This window comes from Aliterella sp. E5.1, assembly GCF_057473825.1.
Map to the genome: position 1 here is coordinate 22,020 of NZ_JBYCCV010000029.1, position 21,589 is coordinate 43,608.

General features: G+C 41.3%; 24 protein-coding genes and 2 pseudogenes. 15 read left to right on the plus strand and 11 right to left on the minus strand.

Annotation, left to right across the window (positions count from 1 at the left end; all coding sequences use genetic code 11):
- Positions 1–1,086 (minus strand): 3-isopropylmalate dehydrogenase, encoded by a 1,086-nt coding sequence (leuB, locus tag AC2VE5_RS12095; RefSeq protein ID WP_486887997.1) that lies wholly within the window; start codon positions 1,084–1,086, stop codon positions 1–3.
- 321 nt (positions 1,087–1,407) lie between these two features.
- Entirely contained in the window at positions 1,408–2,475 is a 1,068-nt protein-coding gene (gene pdxA / locus AC2VE5_RS12100; RefSeq protein ID WP_486887998.1) for a 4-hydroxythreonine-4-phosphate dehydrogenase PdxA, read from the minus strand.
- A gap of 66 nt (positions 2,476–2,541) precedes the next feature.
- Here pdxA and petM point away from each other — a divergent pair, with 66 nt between their 5' ends.
- The 6 genes from petM (at position 2,542) to AC2VE5_RS12130 (ending at position 6,804) form a co-directional block, all read left to right on the plus strand.
- Positions 2,542–2,655, plus strand: coding sequence for a cytochrome b6-f complex subunit PetM (petM, locus tag AC2VE5_RS12105; protein WP_009630805.1), 114 nt, complete (start codon positions 2,542–2,544; stop codon positions 2,653–2,655).
- 118 nt (positions 2,656–2,773) lie between these two features.
- The gene (locus AC2VE5_RS12110) at positions 2,774–3,754 is read left to right on the plus strand and encodes an SDR family oxidoreductase (RefSeq protein WP_486887999.1); all 981 of its coding nucleotides are present in this window, start codon (positions 2,774–2,776) and stop codon (positions 3,752–3,754) included.
- A gap of 174 nt (positions 3,755–3,928) precedes the next feature.
- Positions 3,929–4,846: an NAD(+) kinase gene (locus AC2VE5_RS12115; protein WP_486888000.1), complete on the plus strand. Its 918-nt coding sequence runs from the start codon at positions 3,929–3,931 to the stop codon at positions 4,844–4,846.
- A gap of 129 nt (positions 4,847–4,975) precedes the next feature.
- Positions 4,976–5,668 carry a response regulator transcription factor NblR gene (gene nblR, locus AC2VE5_RS12120; protein ID WP_486888001.1) on the plus strand — a complete coding sequence of 231 codons (693 nt, stop codon included), beginning with the start codon at positions 4,976–4,978 and terminating at the stop codon, positions 5,666–5,668.
- Between the two features lie 31 nt (positions 5,669–5,699).
- Complete coding sequence (locus AC2VE5_RS12125) at positions 5,700–6,185, plus strand: DUF192 domain-containing protein (RefSeq protein ID WP_486888002.1); 486 nt, start codon at positions 5,700–5,702, stop codon at positions 6,183–6,185.
- A 427-nt stretch (positions 6,186–6,612) separates the two neighbouring features.
- Positions 6,613–6,804 (plus strand): DUF2949 domain-containing protein, encoded by a 192-nt coding sequence (locus AC2VE5_RS12130; RefSeq protein ID WP_486888003.1) that lies wholly within the window; start codon positions 6,613–6,615, stop codon positions 6,802–6,804.
- 144 nt (positions 6,805–6,948) lie between these two features.
- On the opposite strand, the gene AC2VE5_RS12135 is transcribed toward AC2VE5_RS12130, so the two are convergent.
- The 3 genes from AC2VE5_RS12135 to AC2VE5_RS12145 all read right to left on the minus strand — a co-directional run bounded on the left by AC2VE5_RS12135 (position 6,949) and on the right by AC2VE5_RS12145 (position 10,131).
- A complete protein-coding gene (locus AC2VE5_RS12135) occupies positions 6,949–8,097 on the minus strand; it encodes a pyridoxal-phosphate-dependent aminotransferase family protein (RefSeq protein ID WP_486888004.1) in 1,149 nt (382 codons plus the stop codon).
- Between the two features lie 212 nt (positions 8,098–8,309).
- Positions 8,310–9,047, minus strand: coding sequence for an SDR family oxidoreductase (locus AC2VE5_RS12140; protein WP_486888005.1), 738 nt, complete (start codon positions 9,045–9,047; stop codon positions 8,310–8,312).
- Positions 9,048–9,141: 94 nt separating this feature from the next.
- Positions 9,142–10,131: a hypothetical protein gene (locus AC2VE5_RS12145; protein ID WP_486888006.1), complete on the minus strand. Its 990-nt coding sequence runs from the start codon at positions 10,129–10,131 to the stop codon at positions 9,142–9,144.
- 62 nt (positions 10,132–10,193) lie between these two features.
- Here AC2VE5_RS12145 and AC2VE5_RS12150 point away from each other — a divergent pair, with 62 nt between their 5' ends.
- Positions 10,194–10,748, plus strand: coding sequence for a hypothetical protein (locus AC2VE5_RS12150; RefSeq protein ID WP_486888007.1), 555 nt, complete (start codon positions 10,194–10,196; stop codon positions 10,746–10,748).
- A 359-nt stretch (positions 10,749–11,107) separates the two neighbouring features.
- Positions 11,108–11,962 (plus strand): SDR family oxidoreductase, encoded by an 855-nt coding sequence (locus AC2VE5_RS12155; protein WP_486888008.1) that lies wholly within the window; start codon positions 11,108–11,110, stop codon positions 11,960–11,962.
- 88 nt (positions 11,963–12,050) lie between these two features.
- On the opposite strand, the gene AC2VE5_RS12160 is transcribed toward AC2VE5_RS12155, so the two are convergent.
- Together AC2VE5_RS12160 and AC2VE5_RS12165 are read right to left on the minus strand one after the other, a co-directional pair.
- Positions 12,051–12,491: a hemerythrin domain-containing protein gene (locus tag AC2VE5_RS12160; RefSeq protein ID WP_486888009.1), complete on the minus strand. Its 441-nt coding sequence runs from the start codon at positions 12,489–12,491 to the stop codon at positions 12,051–12,053.
- Between the two features lie 146 nt (positions 12,492–12,637).
- On the minus strand, positions 12,638–13,669 hold the full coding sequence (locus AC2VE5_RS12165) for a hemerythrin domain-containing protein (RefSeq protein WP_486888010.1): 1,032 nt from the start codon (positions 13,667–13,669) through the stop codon (positions 12,638–12,640).
- Positions 13,670–13,975: 306 nt separating this feature from the next.
- On the opposite strand from AC2VE5_RS12165, the gene AC2VE5_RS12170 reads away from it, so the two are divergent.
- The 4 genes and pseudogenes from AC2VE5_RS12170 (at position 13,976) to AC2VE5_RS12185 (ending at position 15,966) form a co-directional block, all read left to right on the plus strand.
- Complete coding sequence (locus AC2VE5_RS12170; RefSeq protein ID WP_486888011.1) at positions 13,976–14,713, plus strand: LmeA family phospholipid-binding protein; 738 nt, start codon at positions 13,976–13,978, stop codon at positions 14,711–14,713.
- Between the two features lie 36 nt (positions 14,714–14,749).
- Positions 14,750–15,292: a DUF2231 domain-containing protein gene (locus AC2VE5_RS12175; RefSeq protein WP_486888012.1), complete on the plus strand. Its 543-nt coding sequence runs from the start codon at positions 14,750–14,752 to the stop codon at positions 15,290–15,292.
- A 53-nt stretch (positions 15,293–15,345) separates the two neighbouring features.
- Positions 15,346–15,735, plus strand: a pseudogene (locus AC2VE5_RS12180) (ribosomal maturation YjgA family protein); the annotation flags it as partial.
- 3 nt (positions 15,736–15,738) lie between these two features.
- The gene (locus tag AC2VE5_RS12185; protein ID WP_486888019.1) at positions 15,739–15,966 is read left to right on the plus strand and encodes a DUF167 domain-containing protein; all 228 of its coding nucleotides are present in this window, start codon (positions 15,739–15,741) and stop codon (positions 15,964–15,966) included.
- An 11-nt stretch (positions 15,967–15,977) separates the two neighbouring features.
- Here AC2VE5_RS12185 and AC2VE5_RS12190 read toward each other — a convergent pair whose 3' ends face one another.
- Positions 15,978–16,580: a glutathione S-transferase family protein gene (locus tag AC2VE5_RS12190; RefSeq protein ID WP_486888013.1), complete on the minus strand. Its 603-nt coding sequence runs from the start codon at positions 16,578–16,580 to the stop codon at positions 15,978–15,980.
- Between the two features lie 290 nt (positions 16,581–16,870).
- Here AC2VE5_RS12190 and AC2VE5_RS12195 point away from each other — a divergent pair, with 290 nt between their 5' ends.
- Positions 16,871–18,286, plus strand: coding sequence for a protein kinase domain-containing protein (locus tag AC2VE5_RS12195; protein ID WP_486888014.1), 1,416 nt, complete (start codon positions 16,871–16,873; stop codon positions 18,284–18,286).
- Between the two features lie 12 nt (positions 18,287–18,298).
- On the opposite strand, the gene AC2VE5_RS12200 is transcribed toward AC2VE5_RS12195, so the two are convergent.
- Positions 18,299–19,195, minus strand: coding sequence for a c-type heme family protein (locus tag AC2VE5_RS12200; protein WP_486888015.1), 897 nt, complete (start codon positions 19,193–19,195; stop codon positions 18,299–18,301).
- Between the two features lie 247 nt (positions 19,196–19,442).
- On the opposite strand from AC2VE5_RS12200, the gene AC2VE5_RS12205 reads away from it, so the two are divergent.
- Positions 19,443–20,312 (plus strand): phosphate/phosphite/phosphonate ABC transporter substrate-binding protein, encoded by an 870-nt coding sequence (locus AC2VE5_RS12205; protein ID WP_486888016.1) that lies wholly within the window; start codon positions 19,443–19,445, stop codon positions 20,310–20,312.
- Between the two features lie 38 nt (positions 20,313–20,350).
- Positions 20,351–21,019: an SOS response-associated peptidase gene (locus AC2VE5_RS12210; RefSeq protein ID WP_486888017.1), complete on the plus strand. Its 669-nt coding sequence runs from the start codon at positions 20,351–20,353 to the stop codon at positions 21,017–21,019.
- 2 nt (positions 21,020–21,021) lie between these two features.
- Here the strand turns inward: AC2VE5_RS12210 and AC2VE5_RS12215 are convergent, their stop codons facing one another.
- A complete protein-coding gene (locus AC2VE5_RS12215; protein WP_486888018.1) occupies positions 21,022–21,387 on the minus strand; it encodes a DUF1823 family protein in 366 nt (121 codons plus the stop codon).
- A 96-nt stretch (positions 21,388–21,483) separates the two neighbouring features.
- Positions 21,484–21,589: pseudogene (locus AC2VE5_RS12220) on the minus strand (transposase); the annotation flags it as partial.

The following is a 21,589-nucleotide window of genomic DNA, read 5'->3' on the forward strand; positions in this document are numbered from 1 at the left end:
TTAAATCGCTAAGGCTTTAATTATCGCCTCACCCATAGCTTTACACCCCAATAAATTCATCCCTGGAGCCATAATATCCCCAGTGCGATCGCCATTGTCTAATACTTGCATCACTGCTTGCTCGATGCGATCGCTGGCAGTTGGTTGATTGAGGGCGTAGCGTAACATCATTGCGGCGCTCAATACTTGAGCGATGGGGTTGGCTTTATCTTGTCCGGCAATATCGGGGGCTGAACCGTGGACGGGTTCAAATACTCCCGGCTCTCCTGCTTTGCCTAAACTTGCCGATGGTAACATTCCTATGCTGCCTGTAAGCATGGCTGCGGCATCGGAAAGGATGTCTCCGAACAAATTACCCGTGACGATGGTATTGAACTGTTTGGGGTAGCGAATTAGCTGCATAGCGGCGTTATCTACATACAGGTGGGATAGTTCTACATCGGGGTATTCTTTGGCGAGTTCGTTAATGCGATCGCGCCACAATTGCGATACGTCTAAAACGTTTGCTTTATCTACTGAGCAAAGTTTTCCGCCGCGTTTTTGTGCTGTTTCAAATCCGACTTTGGCAATGCGATCGATTTCGCTTTCGGTGTAAGCCATAGTATTGACTCCCCGTTTTTCCCCGGTTTCGGTGGTGAAAATTCCTTTTGGCTGCCCGAAATACACGCCGCCTGTAAGTTCGCGCACCACCATAATATCTACGCCTTCTACTATTTCTTTTTTTAAAGAAGACGCATCAATTAACTGAGGTAATATCTTTGCTGGGCGCAAGTTGGCAAATAATCCTAAACCTGCTCTTAATCCGAGTAGTCCAGTTTCTGGGCGCAAATGGCGGGGTAAGTTGTCCCATTTATAACCGCCAATGGCGGCTAATAACACCGCATCGCTATCTCGACATTTAGCTAGGGTTTCTGGGGGTAAAGGTTCGCCCGTTGCATCAATTGCTGCGCCGCCTATTAAAGCATCGGTAAATTCAAAGCTTAGATCGAACTGCTGCCCGACTACTTGCAATACTTCTTTGGCGATCGCCATGATTTCGGGTCCGATGCCATCTCCTGGTAAAAGCGTAATTCGGTATTGGGTCATTTTGTTTTACAAAAACTCTGTTTTTTGAGAATACGCGACTTCTGCAACTTCGATCGAGGTTTATATAGCTAGAGGATTGCTAAGAAAAATCAGGGCTTGGGGGGTCTGCCCCCCATTGGGGGACGAGTTGCCTCCCGAGGCATTTTTCGGGGGAATTCTTCCTCCGAAAAGATGCCGCCCAAACCCCCTGCAAAAGTGTCTTATCTATGAGGTGAGGAAGTTTTTGCGCAATAGACCTAGTTGTCTATGATGCCAACTAATTTTTGGAAAATTTCTCTGGGTATTGTTTCTGCTACCCAAGGTTTTGATACGCCTCTATTTTTAGAAACGTTGGCTATAAACCATTTCCTTTGCTAATAAAATTGCTGCTTTCATGCTGGTAGAATCGGCAATCCCCAAGCCTGCAATATCAAAAGCTGTACCGTGATCGGGTGACGTGCGGATAAATGGTAAACCAATGGAAGTATTTACTGCGCGATCGAAAGCTAATTGTTTAACTGGAATCAAGCCTTGATCGTGATACAAAGCTAAATAAGCATCGTGAGCTTTTGAATCAATACTACCAAACCACGCTTGAGCAGGTTTTACCCACATTGTATCGGGGGGTATTAGCCCATCTAAAACTAACCCTGGACGGCGATCGCGTTCTTGTTCTAACCAAGGCATCATCCATTCTTGTTCTTCTGTGCCTAGTTGTCCTTGTTCGCCACTGTGCGGATTTAAGCCTGCGATCGCAATTCTTGGTTTTGCTATCCCAAAATATTTGTCTAAGCACTCTACCAATAAATCGAGTTTGGCTGCCATTAGCTGCGGATTTAGGGTGTCTGCTACTTGCCTTAAAGGTATATGAGTAGTAGCTAAAAGACTCCGTAACGTCCAGCCTGTATGCGGTGACTTGCCGACAAATAACATCCCAAACTTCTCTACTCCCGCACGTTCAGCTAATAATTCGGTTTGCCCAGGGTAATTGTAACCCGCCGCTTTCCACGCAGATTTGGCAATGGGTGCAGTGACAATTCCGTCAAATTCTCCTGCCAAAGTGCGGGCGATCGCATTTTCTAAGTAACTAAAGCTGGCTTTGCCACTTGCCGCGTTCCCTGTACCGATAGTTATTTGTCCGCTACAACTGACATCAATAATAGACAATTTACTTGGATGTATATATTTTTGCGGCTCAACATTTTGTTGAGTAATTAGCCGATCGTAAAGTTTGGTTAGTTGTTGGCGATCGCATATTACTATTACATCGCAATCTGCCCTTATCTTTGGGTCATTTAACGCTTGTAAAGTAACTTCTAAACCAATTCCGGCGGGATCACCTAGGGGCAAAGCCAAACGCGGACGAGATTTTTTTGTAGTGACGCTGCTTGCTAGTTCTATTGAATTCATGAAACTGTTTTAAGATAAGTTACGACTATCTAATTATTTTCCAAATCCAACAGGAGGATTTTACTTATGGGCGGAGAGATGTTTACAGCTATTATTTTGTCTTTTTCTTTAATCTTAGTCGGCATAGTTTTAGGCTACGCCCTGCTCAAAATTCAAGGTGACGAAGAAGAAGCACTTTAGTTTGCCATCAGGGAAGGAGTAGTAAGCATTTATTTTCTCCCTCCCTATCTCTGTATTTGTCAAGCGTATTCTGATAAGATTTTATTAATAAAAATTAACATTCACAAAATTACCCCTCATGACTTTATTAGTTGTCGGTTCCACAGGAACATTAGGAAGGCAAGTAGTTCGCCGCGCTTTAGATGAGGGGTATAAAGTACGCTGTCTAGTCAGAAGCCCGAAAAAAGCAGCATTTTTGAGAGAGTGGGGCGCTGAAATTGTCCAAGGAAACTTGTGTTATCCTGACACCTTACCACCATCCCTAGAAGGGATTACAGCGATAATTGACGCTGCAACCAGTCGCCCTACAGATTCGTTAAGTATTAAACAAGTAGATTGGGATGGCAAAGTTGCCCTAATTCAAGCGGCGAAGGCGGCGGGGGTTGAGCGCTACATTTTCTTTTCGCTTCTGGACTCGGATAAATACCCAGAAGTGCCACTAATGGAAATTAAGCGATGTACGGAGCTATTTTTAGCTCAATCAGGCTTAAATTACACCGTATTGCAGTTAAGTGGATTTATGCAGGGCTTGATTGGTCAATATGCAATTCCCATTTTAGAAAAACAAGCCGTGTGGATTACTGGAGAATCATCCCCTGTTGCTTACATGGATACCCAAGACATTGCCAAATTTGCTGTCCGCGCTTTGAAAATACCGGAAACAGAAAATAAAACTTTTCCTTTAGTAGGTACTCGTGCATGGAGTGCAGAAGAACTTATCAGCTTGTGCGAACGCTTATCAGGACAAGATGCGCGGATAACTCGGATGCCCATAAATCTACTGCGGACGGTGCGCCATGTATCGCGGTTTTTTCAGTGGGGTTGGAACTTGTCTGATAGACTTGCTTTTGCTGAAGTCTTGGCTACGGGGAAGCCTATTACTGCACCAATGGCAGAAGTATACGAAGTATTTCAGTTGAATCCTGATGAAACTACTACGTTAGAAAGCTATATGCAGGAATATTTTAGTAGAATCATGAAAAAGCTTAAAGAATTAGACTACGAAAAATTAAAAACAAAAAAGAAATCTCAAAAAAAGACTCCCTTTAATAAGTCCTAAATCTTTTGACTGAGCAAAAAATATTTGAGTAATCTATAGAGTCGCTAATAACTTGTAGATAGATATCTTTTAGCTTGGAGAACTAACACAGGCGATCGCTCTCGTGCAAATTGACTCAAAAATGTGCAAATATCGAACTAACGTCAAGCCTAGCTTTAATTTGGATGTGTGCAAGTGCCGAAAATAGGCATCATATACAATGACGAAAAGCCCGTAGCCCGTCGTGTCGCTCACGAATTACAACATAAGTTGATAGCCATTGGTTGCGAGGTTTGTATGACTACTGGTGTTGGTGGTATTTTGGGCTATGCCACGCCCGAAAGCCCAGTATGCCATACGCCGATAGAATGCTTAACTCCAACGGGTTTCGATTCAGCTATGAGCTTTGCTGTGGTTTTGGGGGGAGATGGAACTGTGCTTTCGGCATTTCGCCAAGTTGCCCCGGTTGGTATCCCCTTACTTGCGGTAAATAGCGGTCACATGGGTTTTTTGACCGAAACCTACGTTAATACGCTGCCGGAAGCCTTAGATAGCGTCATGGAGGGGGAATACGAAGTTGAAGAACGGGTAATGCTGACGGTGCGAGTATTTCGCCAAAATGCTGTGGCGTGGGAAGCCCTATGTCTCAATGAAATGGTGTTGCATCGAGAACCATTGACCAGTATGTGCCATTTTGAAATTGCGATCGGGCATCATGCTCCTGTAGATATTGCTGCCGATGGGATAATTGTCTCTACACCGACGGGTTCTACTGCTTATTCTTTAAGTGCTGGAGGTCCAGTCGTAACGCCGGGAGTGCCAGTATTGCAATTAGTACCAATTTGCCCCCATTCTTTGGCTTCTAGAGCTTTGGTATTTGCGGATACAGAGCCTGTAACAGTTTTTTCTGCCAACCCAACTCGCTTGGTAATGGTAGTAGATGGTAATGCTGGATGCTATGTATTTCCAGACGATCGCGTATATATAGAAAAGTCGCCCTATTTGGCAAAATTTATTCGCTTGCAATCGCCAGAATTTTTCCGCATCTTACGCGAAAAACTAGGCTGGGGTCTAGCTCACATCGCTAAACCTACCTCGGTGGAACTTCCTTAATTTTAGGAGTATAATAGGTATTAATGCTCAAACGATTTGAAATAAACTAAGTTTAAATTATTGTTCGAGTTAGATTAAAACCACAATTAATGAGATTTGGCGGTCGGTTAACCTTACCCCAATAAAATTATGATTACAACTGTTGAACGCAATACCTGTGTGTTGGTAATTGAGACAGACGAAATTTTAGCCTCCCAAGTAAGTCTTGACTTACAAGCATCGGGCTATGAACCAGTAGTAGTAAATGATGTAGATAGGGGAATTCACGAAGCACGGGATCGCCATCCAGCTTTGATTGTGGTCGATCGAATGCTGGCGGGGGCATCAGGTCTAAATTTGTGCGACTTCTTGCGAAAAACAGGCTCCAAAGAGCCAATGCTAGTTTTGATGGCAAGAGATACTGTTGACGATCGCGTGGCTTGTCTAGAATCAGGCGCGGATGATTACTTTCTTAAGCCTTACCGCTCGGAAGAATTTTTGAAGTTAGTGCGCCTATACTTGCAAGAACCCGCCGCTACAGAACAATTGCGGTTTGGAGATTTGGCAATCGATTTGGCGACTCGCCGCGCTATTCGTCACGGACGAGCAATCGATCTAACCATGAAGGAATTTGAACTGCTAAAGTATTTGATGGAGCATCCTCGTGAAGTGTTGACCCGCGAACAAATCTTAGAAAATGTTTGGGGTTACGATTTTATGGGCGAATCAAATGTGATTGAAGTGTATATTCGTTACCTGCGCTTAAAAATAGAAGATGAAGGTCAAAAACGCTTGATTCAGACAGTTCGTGGTGTAGGCTACGTTTTACGAGAAGCTTATTAAATTGCGTGTTATGTATTTTGGGAGAAAATAGGTGAGTCGTTTGTTAGCTGTAATCGGAATCATGCTAAGTGTGACGTTAATGGGCTGTGATGCTACATCTACGGCTACGCCAGAAACAACACTAGGACAAAGCTTACCTATTTCAGCGCAAGTCGTTATTGGCGATCGCCTTTTAGAGTTGGAAGTTGCTAGAACTGCCGAACAGCAAGCTACAGGATTGATGTACAGAAAATCTTTAGCCGACGATCGCGGGATGCTATTTGAATTTAATCCGCCTCAAAGCGTAAGATTTTGGATGAAAGACGTTGCCATTCCGCTAGATATGATTTTTATCAAAGATGGCAAAGTAAAAGCGATCGCCGCCGCCGTACCTCCCTGTAATACCACTCCTTGTCCTACTTATGGACCTGGAACACTAATCGATCGCGTTATTGAAGTTCGGGGCGGACGAGCTAAAGAACTGGGCTTAAAAGTAGGCGCACCACTAAACATTAAGTTTTTGCCAGCCAAGAAGTAGCGAAGTATATTTATTTTTATCCACTATTAATTAATTATCTATTACTAGAAATCTATTGTTATTAGCTCAAACCAAGAGCAGAAAACACTCTTAGCCGTTGTAGCTAGTTAGATTTTAATTAAATTAGCCAATAGTAAAGCTGTAAAGCATAATCTAAAATACTCCTTGCTATAGATAAGGAATATTGGATTTTTACTGTATAAAGAAATCTAATCACTTTTGCTTGAATTTAAGCAAAGGTGGGCTACAATCTTATTCCATACCTTACTGTCACGATCGAATTGATACAGTAAGTAAAAAATTGTAGACATAAAGTGCTAATCAGCACTGTGATCGCCATAAATAGTCAGTTTTCTGGCTCAAGACTAAAAAGTAGCCGTCAATTAAAAAAAATAGAAGTTAACAAGCATCAGGAGGTGACAAGTTAATGGCTCCCTCAACATACATTAGGTTTATCAATTTTTTGCAGGAGGATCTAGCAATTTCCACCGCAGCAATCGCTGTGGCTTTAAGGCATCGGGAGCAAGACCCAGGTCCTTTACCAATGATTCTTTGGCAATACGGATTAGTTACCCTAGAACAATTGGATAGAATTTATGACTGGTTAGAGACAGCATAAATTAGGCTAATTCTTGGAGTAAAGATAAATGCAAAATCGATGGTGCTTAATAATGATACTCACTAAGCGAAAATCGAAAAAATCTCTACAAAAACTAAAAAGCGGGTTGAATTATTCAACTCGCTTTTTTAATAACTAAATGTCTTACTCAGCAAAAACTCTAGCGGCGGCGGCTATACCCCCACCTGGCGTAAAACCTTCATAACCAAGTTCGCGCAAAGCAACTTCAAGAGAGGAAATTGCACTCAAAATATCGCGATCGCTCACAAAACCCAAGTGTCCGATCCGAAATATTTTATTTGATAAATGATCTTGTCCCCCAGCTACGGCAATATCGAACCGCTTCTTCAAAATTGAACGAATTTTGTCTGCTTCTACTCCCTGGGGTGCAACGGCGGTAATGGCGGGACTTGCAAATTCATCCGCGCCAAATAACGGCATATTTAAACCCCTAATGGCGGCGCGGGTAGCCTTCATTAATCTTTGGTGGCGACTAAAAATACCTTCTAAGCCTTCAGCTTTCATCATGCCCAAAGTAGTATGCAGCGCCATAATTAAATTGACTGGCGGCGTAAAGGGAGTAGTGTTTTTAGCTGTAGATTTGCGGTACTTACCTAGGTCTAAATAATAGCGGGGTAACTTTGCCGTTTTATAAGCTTCCCAAGCTTTAGGACTAACTGCCACAAAACCCAAACCCGGCGGAATCATGTAGCCTTTTTGCGAACCGGAAGCCACTACATCTAAACCCCAATCATCCATCGGCAAATTGACCGCTCCCAAGCTAGTTACAGCGTCCACCATCATCAACGCGCCATGATTTTTAACGTGGCGGTTGATGGTTTCTAAGTCATTCAATACGCCTGTAGAAGTTTCGCTATGGGTAACGACAACAGCTTTAATTTGCTTATCGGTATCGGCGGTAAGCTTGTCGGCAAACTGTTGGGGGTCTAAAGGTTGACCCCATTCGGCAGTAATTTGTTCGACATTTAGACCGTAAGCTTCGCCTACTTCCGCCCAACGTTCGCCAAACTTGCCATTGCAGCCGACTATAATGCGATCGCCTGGACTCAAAAAGTTAATCATTCCAGCTTCGACTGCGCCTGTACCGCTAGTTGTGAGCATTAGTACATCGTTTTGGGTTTGGTGCAGCCATTTGAGATTTTGGGTTACTTCGCCCAGCACGTTACTAAATTCACTGGTGCGATGACCAATTGGGTGTTTTGCTAAAGCCAGTAGTGCTGATTCTGGTACGGGAGTAGGACCAGGAATCATTAGCATCAGTTTATCGTCCATTGATTTCGCCTTTACTTTAAATAAGAGTCCAGACTATTTAGGATTACATAATTGCGCTAATGATTGGATCGTTTCCGAAAAGTTTATCTCAAAGCCCAAAAAATAAGCCAGTGCGATCGCGCGTTGGTGCAACTTTACTAAAAACAAACTGACAAGCTAGGTAAAATACTATTTTGCCTAGCCTGCCATATTTAAAGTTTTAACTGCTGCACTTATAATTCTTGAGCCGTTGGACGTAAGAGAATTTCATTAATATCTACTTCCTTTGGTTGCTCGATAGCGTAGGCGATCGCTCTAGCCACGGCATCGGCTCCAATGGCTATTTCATAAAGCTGGTTAGCGCCTTTAGATGCTTCCTCGTCGCTAATATGATTGGTCAATTCTGTCGCAACGGCTCCAGGAGAAATAATCGTACACCGGATATCTTTGCCTATTTCTTTGCGTAAGCCTTCAGAAATTGCTCGGACTGCGTATTTAGTCCCGCAATAAACGGCAGCATTGGGGAATACAACGTGACCTGCAACGGAGGATATATTGATGATGTGACCGCTTTGGGCTTTTTGCATCGCTGGTAGCACCGCAGCAATGCCGTAGAGTACGCCTTTAATATTAATGTCTATAGTGCGCTCCCATTCCTCAACTAAAAGTTGGTCGAGCCGCGACAGGGGCATAATCCCAGCATTATTAATCATCACATCGATTTTGTCATACTGCTTTAGTGTTTCGTCAGCCAAAGCTTGAACTTGGCTTTGTTTGGTTACATCTACCACCTGATAAGCCGCAGTTCCTCCGGCAGCTTCAATTTCTGCTACTAACTTATCTAGCTTATCTTCGCGACGGGCGGCAAGCATTAGTTTAGCGCCTTGCTCGGCTAACATTTTGGCGGCGGCTTCTCCAATTCCACTACTTGCGCCAGTAATAATAATGCTTTTTCCTGAAATTTGGCTCATGCTATGTTCCTACGTTTGTCTCTTTAGTGTTTGATAGCATTAAGCGATCGCGTGTTACGTCTTCCAAAGGCTAGAGAGCATCAGCAATAGTTTTTTACTTATTTGCTGACCAAATCGGCAATTTATTTATCTGTTGCAATGTTAAATCTACGTAGGTAACGCCGTTATTTGCCAAATTCTCGCCAAAATAGCCTTGCGCACCGTCATGGGCATGAGGACCGCTACTCGCCACTACATAACGATTTTGCGCTCGTGCTTGATTAAAAGGCGAACCTATACTCCAGCGCCACCTAGAAGGAAACACAATTGCGCCAATATTTTCTACCCAATCAAATTGACCGTGGAGATGATAAATGCGATCGCTAACTGTAAAACCGTTTGTTCCTGCAAATACGCCGCCCAGAGAAATTATGGTAGTTTTTGCCTCTAAAGCGCGTTTGAGATAATCTACCGCACCTAGAGCAACTTGCACGCCGCCACTTGTCCCTAGCAGAATAATTTGCGGTTTTTCTGGTATGGGCTGCTGGGCATTCATGCGCTCGATGATCGCCGTGGCAATTCCTTGATTGTAAATTGGACCGTAACGGGGATCGGCAGAAATTGCAAATCGCCATAAATTACGAATTTTAATTACTACGTTTGAGACGGCAAGCCATCCTTGGGCGCGATCGGCAAACTTCCATAAAGGAGCAAGTACGCGCTTTCCTCCTAAGCTTTCATTGGTTGCTGAGTAGGGAAAAACATCGCTTACAGCAATGCAATTAGGATGATCTGCAACTAAACTATTTAAAAACACTTCCTCGCCTGATGTTAGTTGATTGGCAGAAAAATCTCCTACTCCTGGTAGAAAGACAATATAACAATTTAACTGAGAAGATTTATAAGTTAAGGTATCAGGACGAGAAAACTCAATTTTTGGATTGCTTTTCAAGCCAAGCAGTTGTACGCCTTCATCTGCCCACCAAATTAATGTTCCTACAGGCGATAGCGTTCCCCAAACTAATAAAATTACTACGGCTATAGTTAATAGTTTTAAACTTCCACTCCGCAACCAAAGAATGATTTTAGTTAGTAGTTGCAACATTTAATTGTAGTTGATAAAGTAAATAATCTCTTGCATTTATCTATTAATATTAGGCACAAATAGTGAGGAATAAAGAAACAAGAAAGGGATTATGGAAAACTTTAGCTAGTGCTTTATCGCTAGACGCTAATTTTTATGAAAATGCTCCCAATGATTCTATAACCAATCGCGTAGCTCAAACAATTGTAATTTTAGCAGCAATTTCCCACGCTATAGGTAGCGCTGTAGTTTTTGTTATTAGTTGGACAGCTATTCCTATTTTACCTTTAGCACTCTTGATTGATGCTTTAAGTATTGTAATTGGATATTATTTGTGGACTTTAACTATTGAACGAATCGGCAAATGGTTAATAGGTAATACACCTAGTTATAAAGAGCTTTTGATTCCTATTGGTTTTGCTTATGCTCCTCAAGTATTAAATTTTTTGACGCTGATTCCTTTGCTAGGAGAACCAATTGAGTTAGTACTATCTGTTTGGAGCTTACTCGCAGTAATTGTTGCTGTCCGTCAAGGGCTAGATATTAATACTATTTGGGCATCAATAATTTGTTTGCTGGGATGGCCGTTAATTCAAATAGCTATCAGTTTTATTCAAGAGTCTTGGAGTAGGGTTTAAGCCAATAAATAGCTTTAAAAATATAATCTATTTGAAACTTATGATAAATCTTCTCTAATTATTTGCTAAGTTTTAATGTTATTTGAAATACATTTTTTTATAAGAATTGTCTGCCTTAAGAATTATCAAAGCAAAAATATGTTCCATCTTTAGCATGATAAATAACTCCACGGTAGTTGTTAAATTTCTGGTGATACATAAGAATGCCATTGTGTGCGGCTAAACCTCATGAATGCGGCTAGTAAACAATAAGCCAACGTACCAAAAGCCTTTTTGCCTTGGCACAAAACCTTGGCTCGAAATATCGATCCAGGGATTTATTGTTGGAAGTTTTTTAAACTAATCAGGAGATAACTATAATGCCCGAAGAACTACAACCACCCCAGTCTCAAAACCAACAACCGGGGATAGAGTCAGAAATGACACCCAAACCACAATCAGACGATTCGCAGTATCGAGGAAGTGGTAAATTAGCGGGAAAAGTTGCCCTAATTACTGGCGCAGATAGCGGTATTGGTCGTGCTGTCGCGATCGCATTTGCCAAAGAAGGTGCGGACATAGCCATTGCTTACTTGAACGAACACGATGACGCAAAAGAAACCAAGCAGCTAGTAGAAGCCCAAAATCGCCGCGCTGTAACGATTGCTGGAGATATTGGTAATGAAGACTTTTGTCAGCAATTGGTTCAGCAAACTGTCGAGGAATTTGGCAAGCTAGATATTTTAGTTAACAACGCCGCCGAACAGCACCCCCAAGAAAGTATTGAAGGTATTAGCGCCGAACAATTAGAGCGGACTTTTCGCACGAATATTTTTTCAATGTTTTACTTGAGTAAAGCCGCATTGAAGCATCTTCAAGAAGGAAGTGCGATCGTTAATACAACTTCTGTAACCGCCTACAAGGGTAACGAGCAATTAATTGATTATGCTTCTACCAAGGGTGCGATCGTTGCTTTTACTCGCAGTTTATCCCAAAGCTTAATCAGCAAAAAAATTAGAGTTAATGCAGTAGCTCCAGGTCCGATTTGGACACCTTTAATTCCAGCAACTTTTCCTCCAGGAAAAGTTGCAAGTTTTGGCAAAGAAGTACCAATGGAAAGAGCAGGACAGCCAGAGGAAGTTGCTCCTAGCTTTGTCTTTTTAGCTTCGGATGACTCGTCTTATATGAGCGGTCAAGTTCTACATCCTAATGGTGGTACGGTAGTTAACGGTTAAAGATTTATGCGATCGCATAAATCTTATTTCCGATTGTGCGATCGCAAATGTTCTTCTAGCCATACTACTTACTAATAATAAATTTTCTTTATATAGCTGCTTGTAATCTACTTTTGACAGATATAAATTCTTTTCCTAACTGCTCTTGCTCTTGGTAACTAATTAAACTTTGCGCTTGGTCAAGAAGAGTATGCCCTTGTTGCTGCACATGATTTTGAACTATTTTTTTTAATTTCTGCAATCTTCTTTTAAATTCTGAGGAGGTAGGGCTAAAAGATTCAATTTCTTCTAATAGTAATATTGCTTGTTGATGTTCTTGTTTAGCTATGTCAACTAATGATTCGCTATCTTTGTATTCACTTAACAGCGAATACAAAACTAATTCCTCTGCTTGGTAATGAGTAATTATTGTTTGGGAAATCTGATTGAAAAATTCATACAGTTTTTCTGTTTGCTGAGTATTTTCTATTTTTATAAATAACTCTTGAATAGTCTGATATTCTTGCTTTATTACATCTATAATATTCACTCTGTTTTGCTCCATCCAACTTAACAGCTATAAAAGCAAAGCTTAAGGCGATCGTATAGTAAAAAATCCCACCATCTGGATTTTTGGTGAGATTTTTTACGTAAATTAATTATTTAAGAATTCTGAGAGATGGTACTGCAATCGGACTACATTTTTTGTTGAACTTCGCTCTTAGCACTCTTAAATTGAGTAGCTAGTTGCTCGCTTTGGTCGCTGCTCATATTATCACGGATAGCCGCAAACATGGTGCTTTCTTCTTGACGAATATGATCGCCAACTGCGTCCATTAGACTTCTAATTTTAGACTTGAATTCGTCAACGGCGGCGGGGTCGCTGGCTTTGATTTCATCCAACATTTTCTTCATCTCAGCTTGCTCGTCGTACAATTCTGTGGTGTCGTGTTCGCCGTAGAAAGGACGTACCGCAGGATATACAACTTGCTCCTCAGCCTCAGCATGAGCAAGTAAATCTTTATAGATTTGACCAAAATACTCTTGCAACTTTTGAGGGTCGTCGGTAGCTGCAACTTGGGTAAAGAGAGTATTGACTTTAGCATGATCCATCCGAATTATATCTTGGATGTTCATGTCATCTTTGTCGGTGGTGTGAGTAACTACACTACCAACTACGCCACTTACCGCAGCCATCGCATCTTGCACGCGGCTCCAAATACCTTGATCGGCTTCTTCACCTGTTAGCTCGCGTACGCCCAAGACTTCTAAAACACCTTTTAGTTGCTCTTGGTGAGCGCGGTTTTCAAAGTTGATAGTATTCAAAGGTGCGATCGCCGCCATGACATCTGCGCCAATTTTTTGAGCCGCTTTGTGTACGGTTAAGCCGCTCATTACTTGCTGGTGCTTGAGCAATTCGTGTTGGAACACTTTTTCGTAAATTGTTAGCTCCGAACCGCCCATAAGTTCGTCAAGCTTGCTTACCATTTGAGTAATGGTTTCTTTAGGTTCAGCTTGAACGCCGTACTGGACAATAATTGTATCCAAGACTCCCAAGTTTTTTTGGTCGTCATTGAGCATATCTTGAATGCGATCACTAATATCTTGGTCTTTGATTTCGCTTAGGAATTTTTGCTCGTTAGCAATTAGCAAGTTTTGTATTGCTTTGATATCAGCTAATTTGCTACCTAATGCGGTGCGCTTGGCATTATCTAAAGTAACTGTCATTTTAAAATATCCTCTCGATCTCTTTGAGTCGGCTACACTTTTTAGGTTGTCATAATTGCCTTAGTGATTCCATCTTTCTTTTGACGGATCGCTACCTATATAAGTTGAAATAATTTAGAACTTTAGTAAAAAGATAATGCCCCATTTGACTAATTTTAGGAAACATTGCTATTTTTGTAGTACTTTCCTACCCTACTAATAATAAACAATTAAAAAATCGCTTCCTCCACCACAAGACAGATACAAGACAACTGAGCAAATCGTTAGATTTACTCAGTAACCTCAAACAAAAAATAACAACCAGTAATGCAAGACAAGCCCGGACTAGGAGAGCAGGCATTAGATAAAGCTGTAGAAATTGGTGTATCTAGCCAGCTAGATGAAGTAGAAAACTTAGATGTAAATATAAAAACCGATCCGCTAAAGCTGGTGCAAGGGCAAGTAGATGATGTAAAAATTGCTGGTGACGGACTGGTAATGCAAAAAGATTTGCGTGTAACTCAGTTAGATATGCACATGACAGGTGTAGCAATTAACCCCCTTAGCGTTGCTTTTGGCAAAATTGAACTGACCAAACCGACAGATGCTAGTGTCCGCGCCGTGCTTACCGAGTCAGACATCAACCGCGCTTTCAATTCTGACTACGTGCGCAACCAGTTGCAAAACTTGCAAGTAAACGTCAACGGACAACCAACGACAATCAGCGCCCAGCAAGTCGATTTTCGTCTTCCTGGCGATCGCCACGTAGCTCTAAATGCTTTAGTATCCTTACCTGACAATCAAACTCAGCAAGTAGCGTTTTCTGCGGTACCCGTAGTTAGTTCAGATGGACAGACTGTTGCTCTAGAAAATGTAGAGTATGGAGAAGGCGAGGAATTATCGCCAGAATTAACAAAAGCTCTAGTAGACCAAACCAGTGCAATTTTAAATCTCAGCAGCTTCGATTTAGAAGGAATGTCATTGCGAATTAAAAATTTACAAGTGGATGCGGGAAAATTGACAATCCAAGCCGAGGCTCATGTTGAGAAAATTCCCACTGCTTAAAGTCTAGATGTCAGCATATAACCCCTAGGAGAACTCATGGAAACACAACGGACAAGTAGCTCGCCATTTCCTAATATTCCACCAATTATCGAAAGCGACGATCGCGAATACCGCGATACGGGCGTACCTAGCACCGTTGCGATCGCTGGTCATCCTTTACACCCCTTAAGCGTAATTTTTCCCATCGCCTTTTTAGCAGGGGCTTTAGTGACGGATGCGGTTTATTGGCTAGTACGCGACGAATTTTGGGCGCGGGCTTCTTTTTGGCTAATTGTTGCAGGTTTGGCTGGTGGAGTAGTTGCAGCTATCATTGGCATGAGCGACTTTTTGCAAATTGAGCGAGTCCGCAAGCGTACCGCCGGATGGGCGCACATGATTATTAATGTCACTTTGTTAGTTTTGACAGCCGTTAACTTATATTTGCGCTGGGGTAATCCCGTAGGTGGAGTATTACCTTGGGGGTTAGTTATCTCAACGATTGTCGGTACTTTGACGAGTGTTTCTGGTTGGTTTGGGGCAGAACTATCTTATCGCCATAAAATCGGTGTAGTTGGCGCTGGTAGCCGCACAGAACCTTAAAAGTTGTTGAAGATATGTTATACAAGGCAAATTAGGAATCAATTGCTTTTTGTATGACATTTACTCAAAACAAGCAAATAAATATTATCGTTTCACTGCTCATCGTTATCGGGATGGGCTTTTTTTTCAAGTTTTATAGTGGAGTTGGTCGGCAGTGGTTTAATAATAACGGTGCGGCAATATTTTATGAAATTTTCTGGTGCTTATTTGCTTATTGGTTTATACGAGGTCGCAAAGCAGTTGACCAAATTCCCTTATGGGTTTTTATTATTACTTGTACGCTGGAATTTTTACAGTTATGGCATCCACCTTTATTAAAACAGATGCGTTCTAGCCTTGTAGGTAGATTAATACTAGGTTCTACTTTCTCATGGTGGGACTTTCCGCATTATGCAATCGGTTGTATTTTGGGCTGGTTGTGGTTGTGGCAATTGGAAAAAAAGGTAATGCAAAAAAGTATTAAAGTTAAACCAAATTCCCCACAGCAAAAGATTACTGAAGAAGCCGACGGCAGCCTAACTATAAATTTAAAATCGCCGCCAGTGGATGGCAAGGCAAATGAGAAATTGATTAAATTACTAGCTAAAAAGTTTGCTGTGCCAAAGTCTAGCATTACGATTAAGTCTAGTTTATCGTCTCGGCACAAATTAGTTGTAATTAATACAGACAAGTAAAACTATTATTGTTACTGTTTAATACTAATATGTAGCGGTTGAGCTTCAACTCGTTTTATCCAAGCTTGAATAGTCGGAAATCCACCTAAATCAAAGTTTCCTTCATGAGCAACATGGGTATAAGCAAACAAGCTAATATCGGCGATAGTATACTGTTCGCCCACAAAAAAACTATGTTGCTGCAAATGCTTTTCCATCACTCCAAGAGCAGCATAACCAGGTGCGCGTTTTTGCTCCAGCGCTGCTTTGTATTCTTCGGCTTTACCTAAGCAAGAAATCCAAAATCTAGAAGTAGCAATAAAAGGTTCGTGACTGTACTGCTCAAAAAACAACCATTGCAATACTTGAGCGCGTAAAAAACTATTTTGCGGTAAAAACTGAGTTCCTTCGCTGAGATAATAAATAATGGCATTTGATTCAGCTAAAAATTGACTAGATTCAATTTCTAAAAGCGGTACTCTACCATTAGGATTTTTGGTTAAAAATTCTGGAGTTCTACTTTCACCTTCAAGAATATTTACTTCTATCTTCTCAAAGGGAATACCTAGCTGGGTTAATAATAGCCGGATCTTATAACAATTGCCGGAGGGTAAAAAATTATACAAACGCAACATATAACTTCAATCAAAAAAATTTGTACTTAGTCTAGTTATCAAATGCGATCACACTCCTGATTAAAGTTCGCAATCAAACTTAGCATATCGTCACTGGAAAAATAGCAATTAGTCTTGAAGTTATTTATTGTTTAGTTTTATTAGCACTGTCTGCAATTCTAAAGCAATGTTTTGATTAATTTTTGCATAACTCAATCATTAAAAATATGCACCTAACAAACGCTAAACTAGCGGTAAAGGCAGGCTCTGATTTATTATTAAGTATATTACTCAAAGAGTGAAACAAGGCGATGGAAGTAATGCTAGCGGGTCATTATCAAATCGTCCAATATCTTAGTTGTGGTGGATTTGGTCAGACATTTCTAGCCAGAGATTGTCATCTGCCTGGCAGCCCTTTGTGTGTAGTCAAACAACTCCAGCCTAAAGTTAGCGATCCAGAAACCCTAAAAATATCAAAACGCTTATTCGAGCGAGAAGCTCAAGTTTTATATCAGTTGAGCGGACACGAGCAGATTCCCCGATTGCTGGCTCATTTTCAGCAAGCAAATGAATTCTATTTAGTGCAAGAATATATCGAAGGTCAACCCCTAGATCGAGAACTCACCTTGGGGAAGAAGTTAGATGAAACTGCGACAATTGCTCTATTACAGAGTATTTTGCAAGTTTTAGCATTTGTCCACACCCAATCTGTAATTCATCGCGATATCAAACCCGCTAACTTAATTAGACGCAGAAAAGATCGTAAAATTGTGCTGATTGATTTTGGAGCCGTCAAAGAAGTAGCAACCAAAACAATTAACGCCCACGCACAGACAAGCATGACTGTCGCTATAGGTTCGCCTGGCTATATGCCTAGCGAACAACAAGCTTTTAGACCCCACTTCAGCAGCGATATTTATGCAGTAGGAATGGTTTGCATCCAAGCCTTGAGTGGCAAAAATCCTAAAGACCTTTTGCAAAACTCTTTAGATGGCGAAGTTAGTTGTGCTTTGTTTAGCAATGATGCCCAAGTCAGCCCAGAATTAGCAAAAATTTTGGATCGCATGGTTCGTTACGACTACCGCCAACGCTACGAAAACGCTACAGTCGCCCTAGAAACCATCAGACCACTAATTGAGGGTCGCAATCTAGCGCCAAAATCAACTACTGCTCAACAACGCCACACGAGCAAGCAGAGCGCCATCTCAACTCAAAATAACTACAGTGCCAGTAGTTCAGCTAATTTTAAAAATTTATCTGGTGATCGCAAAAAACAATTAGAGCAGCTTTTGATTCGTACTATTGGTCCAATTGCTTCACTTGTACTTAAACAAGCACTAGAACGGTCAACAACGCTGCAAGACTTTGTGGAGCAATTGTTGTTTCATATTCCAGAGCAAGAAACTTCGCAGTTTCAACAGCAAATCGAGCTTTTGCTCAAATCTTTGCCCGACCAGCCACCAAGCAATGTTTTAGAGGCTGCATCTAAGACTACTATGCCTATCGTCTCTGCCAACCAAACTAATTTAGCCCTCGATGCTAGTTTTATTAAATGCTGTGAAGTAGAACTTACAAAAAGCATAGGACCTATTGCCTCCTTGATGGTGCAGAGAACTTTAACCCGTCAACCAAATATGTCTCGCAACCAACTTATTGATGCCTTAGCGGAGCATTTGCCTAACGCCCAGTCTAAGCAAGTATTTCGCCAAGTTCTCAACAGAAAATAGGTAAGATTGCTTTTATTCTCGCTCTAGCATATTCATCGCCATTACTAAGCTAGTTTTAAGGCGGTTAAATGCCGCCGCAAGCTTGCCAATTTCATCATTTGTTACCCGCTCAAACTCTACTTGCATATTGCCCAAGCTCACCTCATTTGCCACTTTTGCCATCTGATTGAGCGGATGGATTACGGTGTATTTAAGTAAAAGATTAACTAATAGGAAGATCGAGGCAAAAGTCGCCGCAATAATTCCCATCAACAGGAAAAAATCTCGTTGGGTGCTATTGGCTACAAGACTTGCTGGAATAGAAATTATTTGAGCGCCGACAATCTCATTTAATTTCCAGCCAAAACCATTAGCGCTCCCGTAAGTTGTTAGCAGGCTTTTCGGAGCCGCTTCGGGAGTGCTATGACAGCGCAGACAGCTTTGTTTGGCGATCGCAATTGGTCTGGCAATAAAAAATAATTCTCCCGCCGGAGTGGAACGATAGCCTGTCATCTCTTGGAGCGCAGGATTAGTTTGAAAGCCTCTCACTAAATCGGTTTCAAAGCCATCAGCTTTATCACGCAAGTTAGTGGGATTTAGGGTGGCTTCTTTATAGAAAAAGTTGGCGTATTCTGGGTCTTTACGCAGGTCTTCAAAGACTTCCCGCGCCGAATATCCAGGAACGGTTTGCGGCAAAAATTCGGTTTCTGTTTCCAATCGCGGTGCTAATTCTGGAGCGACTTGGTTGAGAGTATACTGCCTAACAGACAGCATCGTTTTGAGGAGTAAAGTGGCGTTGGTGCTTACGTGCTGCTCCGTATTTCGGCTTAAAATAGCTGAGAAAGCTACGCCGCCAATAATCGCTACTACTAAAAATACTGTTAGTAACAGTATGTTGAATTTTTGGCTGAGTTGAAAATTTTTAAGCATCGCTACTCAACCTAAACTTTGATTAGACCTGAGCATTATATTTTGCCATACTACAATCTACGTTATTTTAACAATTAAAAGAAAAAATGGCACGAAAGCATACTCGCCCAAATAGTATAAGTTTTTAAGTTTATGTAGAGAAATAAAAATAGCTTAAAGCTGTAGTGCAGCCACTAAAATTAGAAAGTATTTATTAAAAGCAGAGGCTTTTAAGTTAAGTTTCCTTTCATTTCATATTTAGATAGGTATGACTTCACGCCGTTTGTTTTTGTCTCAAATTATTCTGTTGTTAGCTGGTTGTGAGCAATTTAAGTCTAACCAGAAACTGTTAGGAAAATTAACTATTGGCTTAGTTGTATATGGGGAAGGGGTAAGCTCTGTTGAGCAATACCAAAGTTTTATTAATTATCTGCAAAGTCAAACTCAGACAATCATCGAATTGGAACCTGTATACAACGAAGTTAAGGCGGTACAGCAAATTCAGGCTCAGGCTTGGGCTTTAGTATTTGCATCACCTGGTTTAGCGGCGATCGCTACTCAATCCCAGTATTTGCCTTTGTTTCCGCTTCAGGGCGTGAATAACCGCCGCTCGGTTTTGGTCGTTTTAAAAAACAGCAAGATTAAAACATTAACCGATCTAAATGGGAAAACTGTTGCTTTAGGACAACCAGGCTCGGCGACGGGCTATTATTTGCCGCTATATAACCTGTACGGTATTACTCTCGCCGCCGTTCAAATTGCGTCAACTCCTAAAACTATCCTAGAATTAATTGCCAAAGGTGAGGTAGCTGCGGGAGCTTTGTCTAAGCATGAATTTGAGCGCTATCGCTCTAAGTTTCTGCCTGTAGAGTTGAAAATTTTACACGCTAGTAAAGCAATTCCATCGGGAGCGGTTTTAGTTAGTCCCAATATTGAGCGCAATCAGCAAAATTCGCTCCAGCAAGCTATGAATCAAGCTACACCCGAAATAGCCCAGCAAGCGGGGTATATTCCCAATGCTCAACCACCTAGCTATAAGGAGTTAGTTACTTTTATCAGCAAAGTCAAGCCCATTGAAGCGCATATTCACGAACGACCTGCACCTTTATACCAAATAGGAGAGGAAAGATCATTGTGATCAGGACTAATATTTAGTAGGTAGTCACTGTAAGTTTTATGTGCGGAAGATTTACTTTAAGCCAGCCAACCAGTGTGATCGCATCGGCGTTTAATTTAAGCCAAATCCCCCATCTAGAGCCAAGCTACAATATCGCGCCTACCCAGCTAATTCCAGCGATAATATCTGCGGTTGAACAAGGCGAAAGACAACTACAGATGTTACGTTGGGGTTTAATTCCCTCTTGGGCAAAAGATCCTGCAATAGGAGCAAAACTAATTAATGCCAGAGCCGAAACAGTCAGCGAAAAACCATCATTCAAAGCAGCTTTTAAGCGACGGCGGTGTTTAATAATTGCCGATGGTTTCTATGAATGGCAACGTCAAGAGGGGAAAAAACAACCTTACTATTTTCGGCTGCAAAATGGACAACCCTTTGCTTTTGCAGGTTTGTGGGAACATTGGAAATCTCCTGACGAACAAACCCTTGGTTCTTGCACTATCTTAACTACAGAAGCTAACGATTTATTGCGTCCTATTCACGATCGAATGCCAGTGATTCTTGACGAGAAAGACTACGATCTTTGGCTAGATCCAGAAGTTCAACAACCCGAACTTTTACAACCGCTTTTGCAGCCCTATCAAGCTGATTTGATGACAAGTTATACTGTTAGTACCAAAGTTAACAGTCCTAAAAATAACACTCCAGAATGTATTAATAGTTTATAAACTTATTTACTAAGTTTTAAATAACTCAATAGCCAACTAGCCGCCGTAGCACGGCGAGTATGTCTAGGAGTAAATTCGCCTACTTTATAACCTTTAAAGCCAAGTTCTTCTTTTAGTAGCTGTTTGTTTTCCGCAGGTATAGAACGAGTTAGTTTTACTGTAGCTGGACGGCTTTCTAAAAAATCTGGCGGTTCTGGATATTCGTCGCACCAATTAGAAATGACATTGCTATTATTCCAAGTTTCGGTTTGTCGATCGTATTCGTATCCTAAGTAATGCCAAACTAGCCTATTGACGGTAGCATCATCAATTTCATCATTTAGAATAGCCCAGATAGTTCTTGTATCTAATGTAGGTAAATCACACATAATTTTTTTTACATAACTAAGTATCCTTAATTAAACACCAAGAGCTTAACAAAACTATTAATTGAAGATTTTATCTATAGAACCCATTTGACATCTCTAAAAGGCGGCAAGTCGCTTAATCATTAACCTGACGAAGCAGAGATTGAGCTTCGTGGTGGCATTGGTCAAGGTGCGCTCAAAGTTCTTAACGAGGATCTTACAT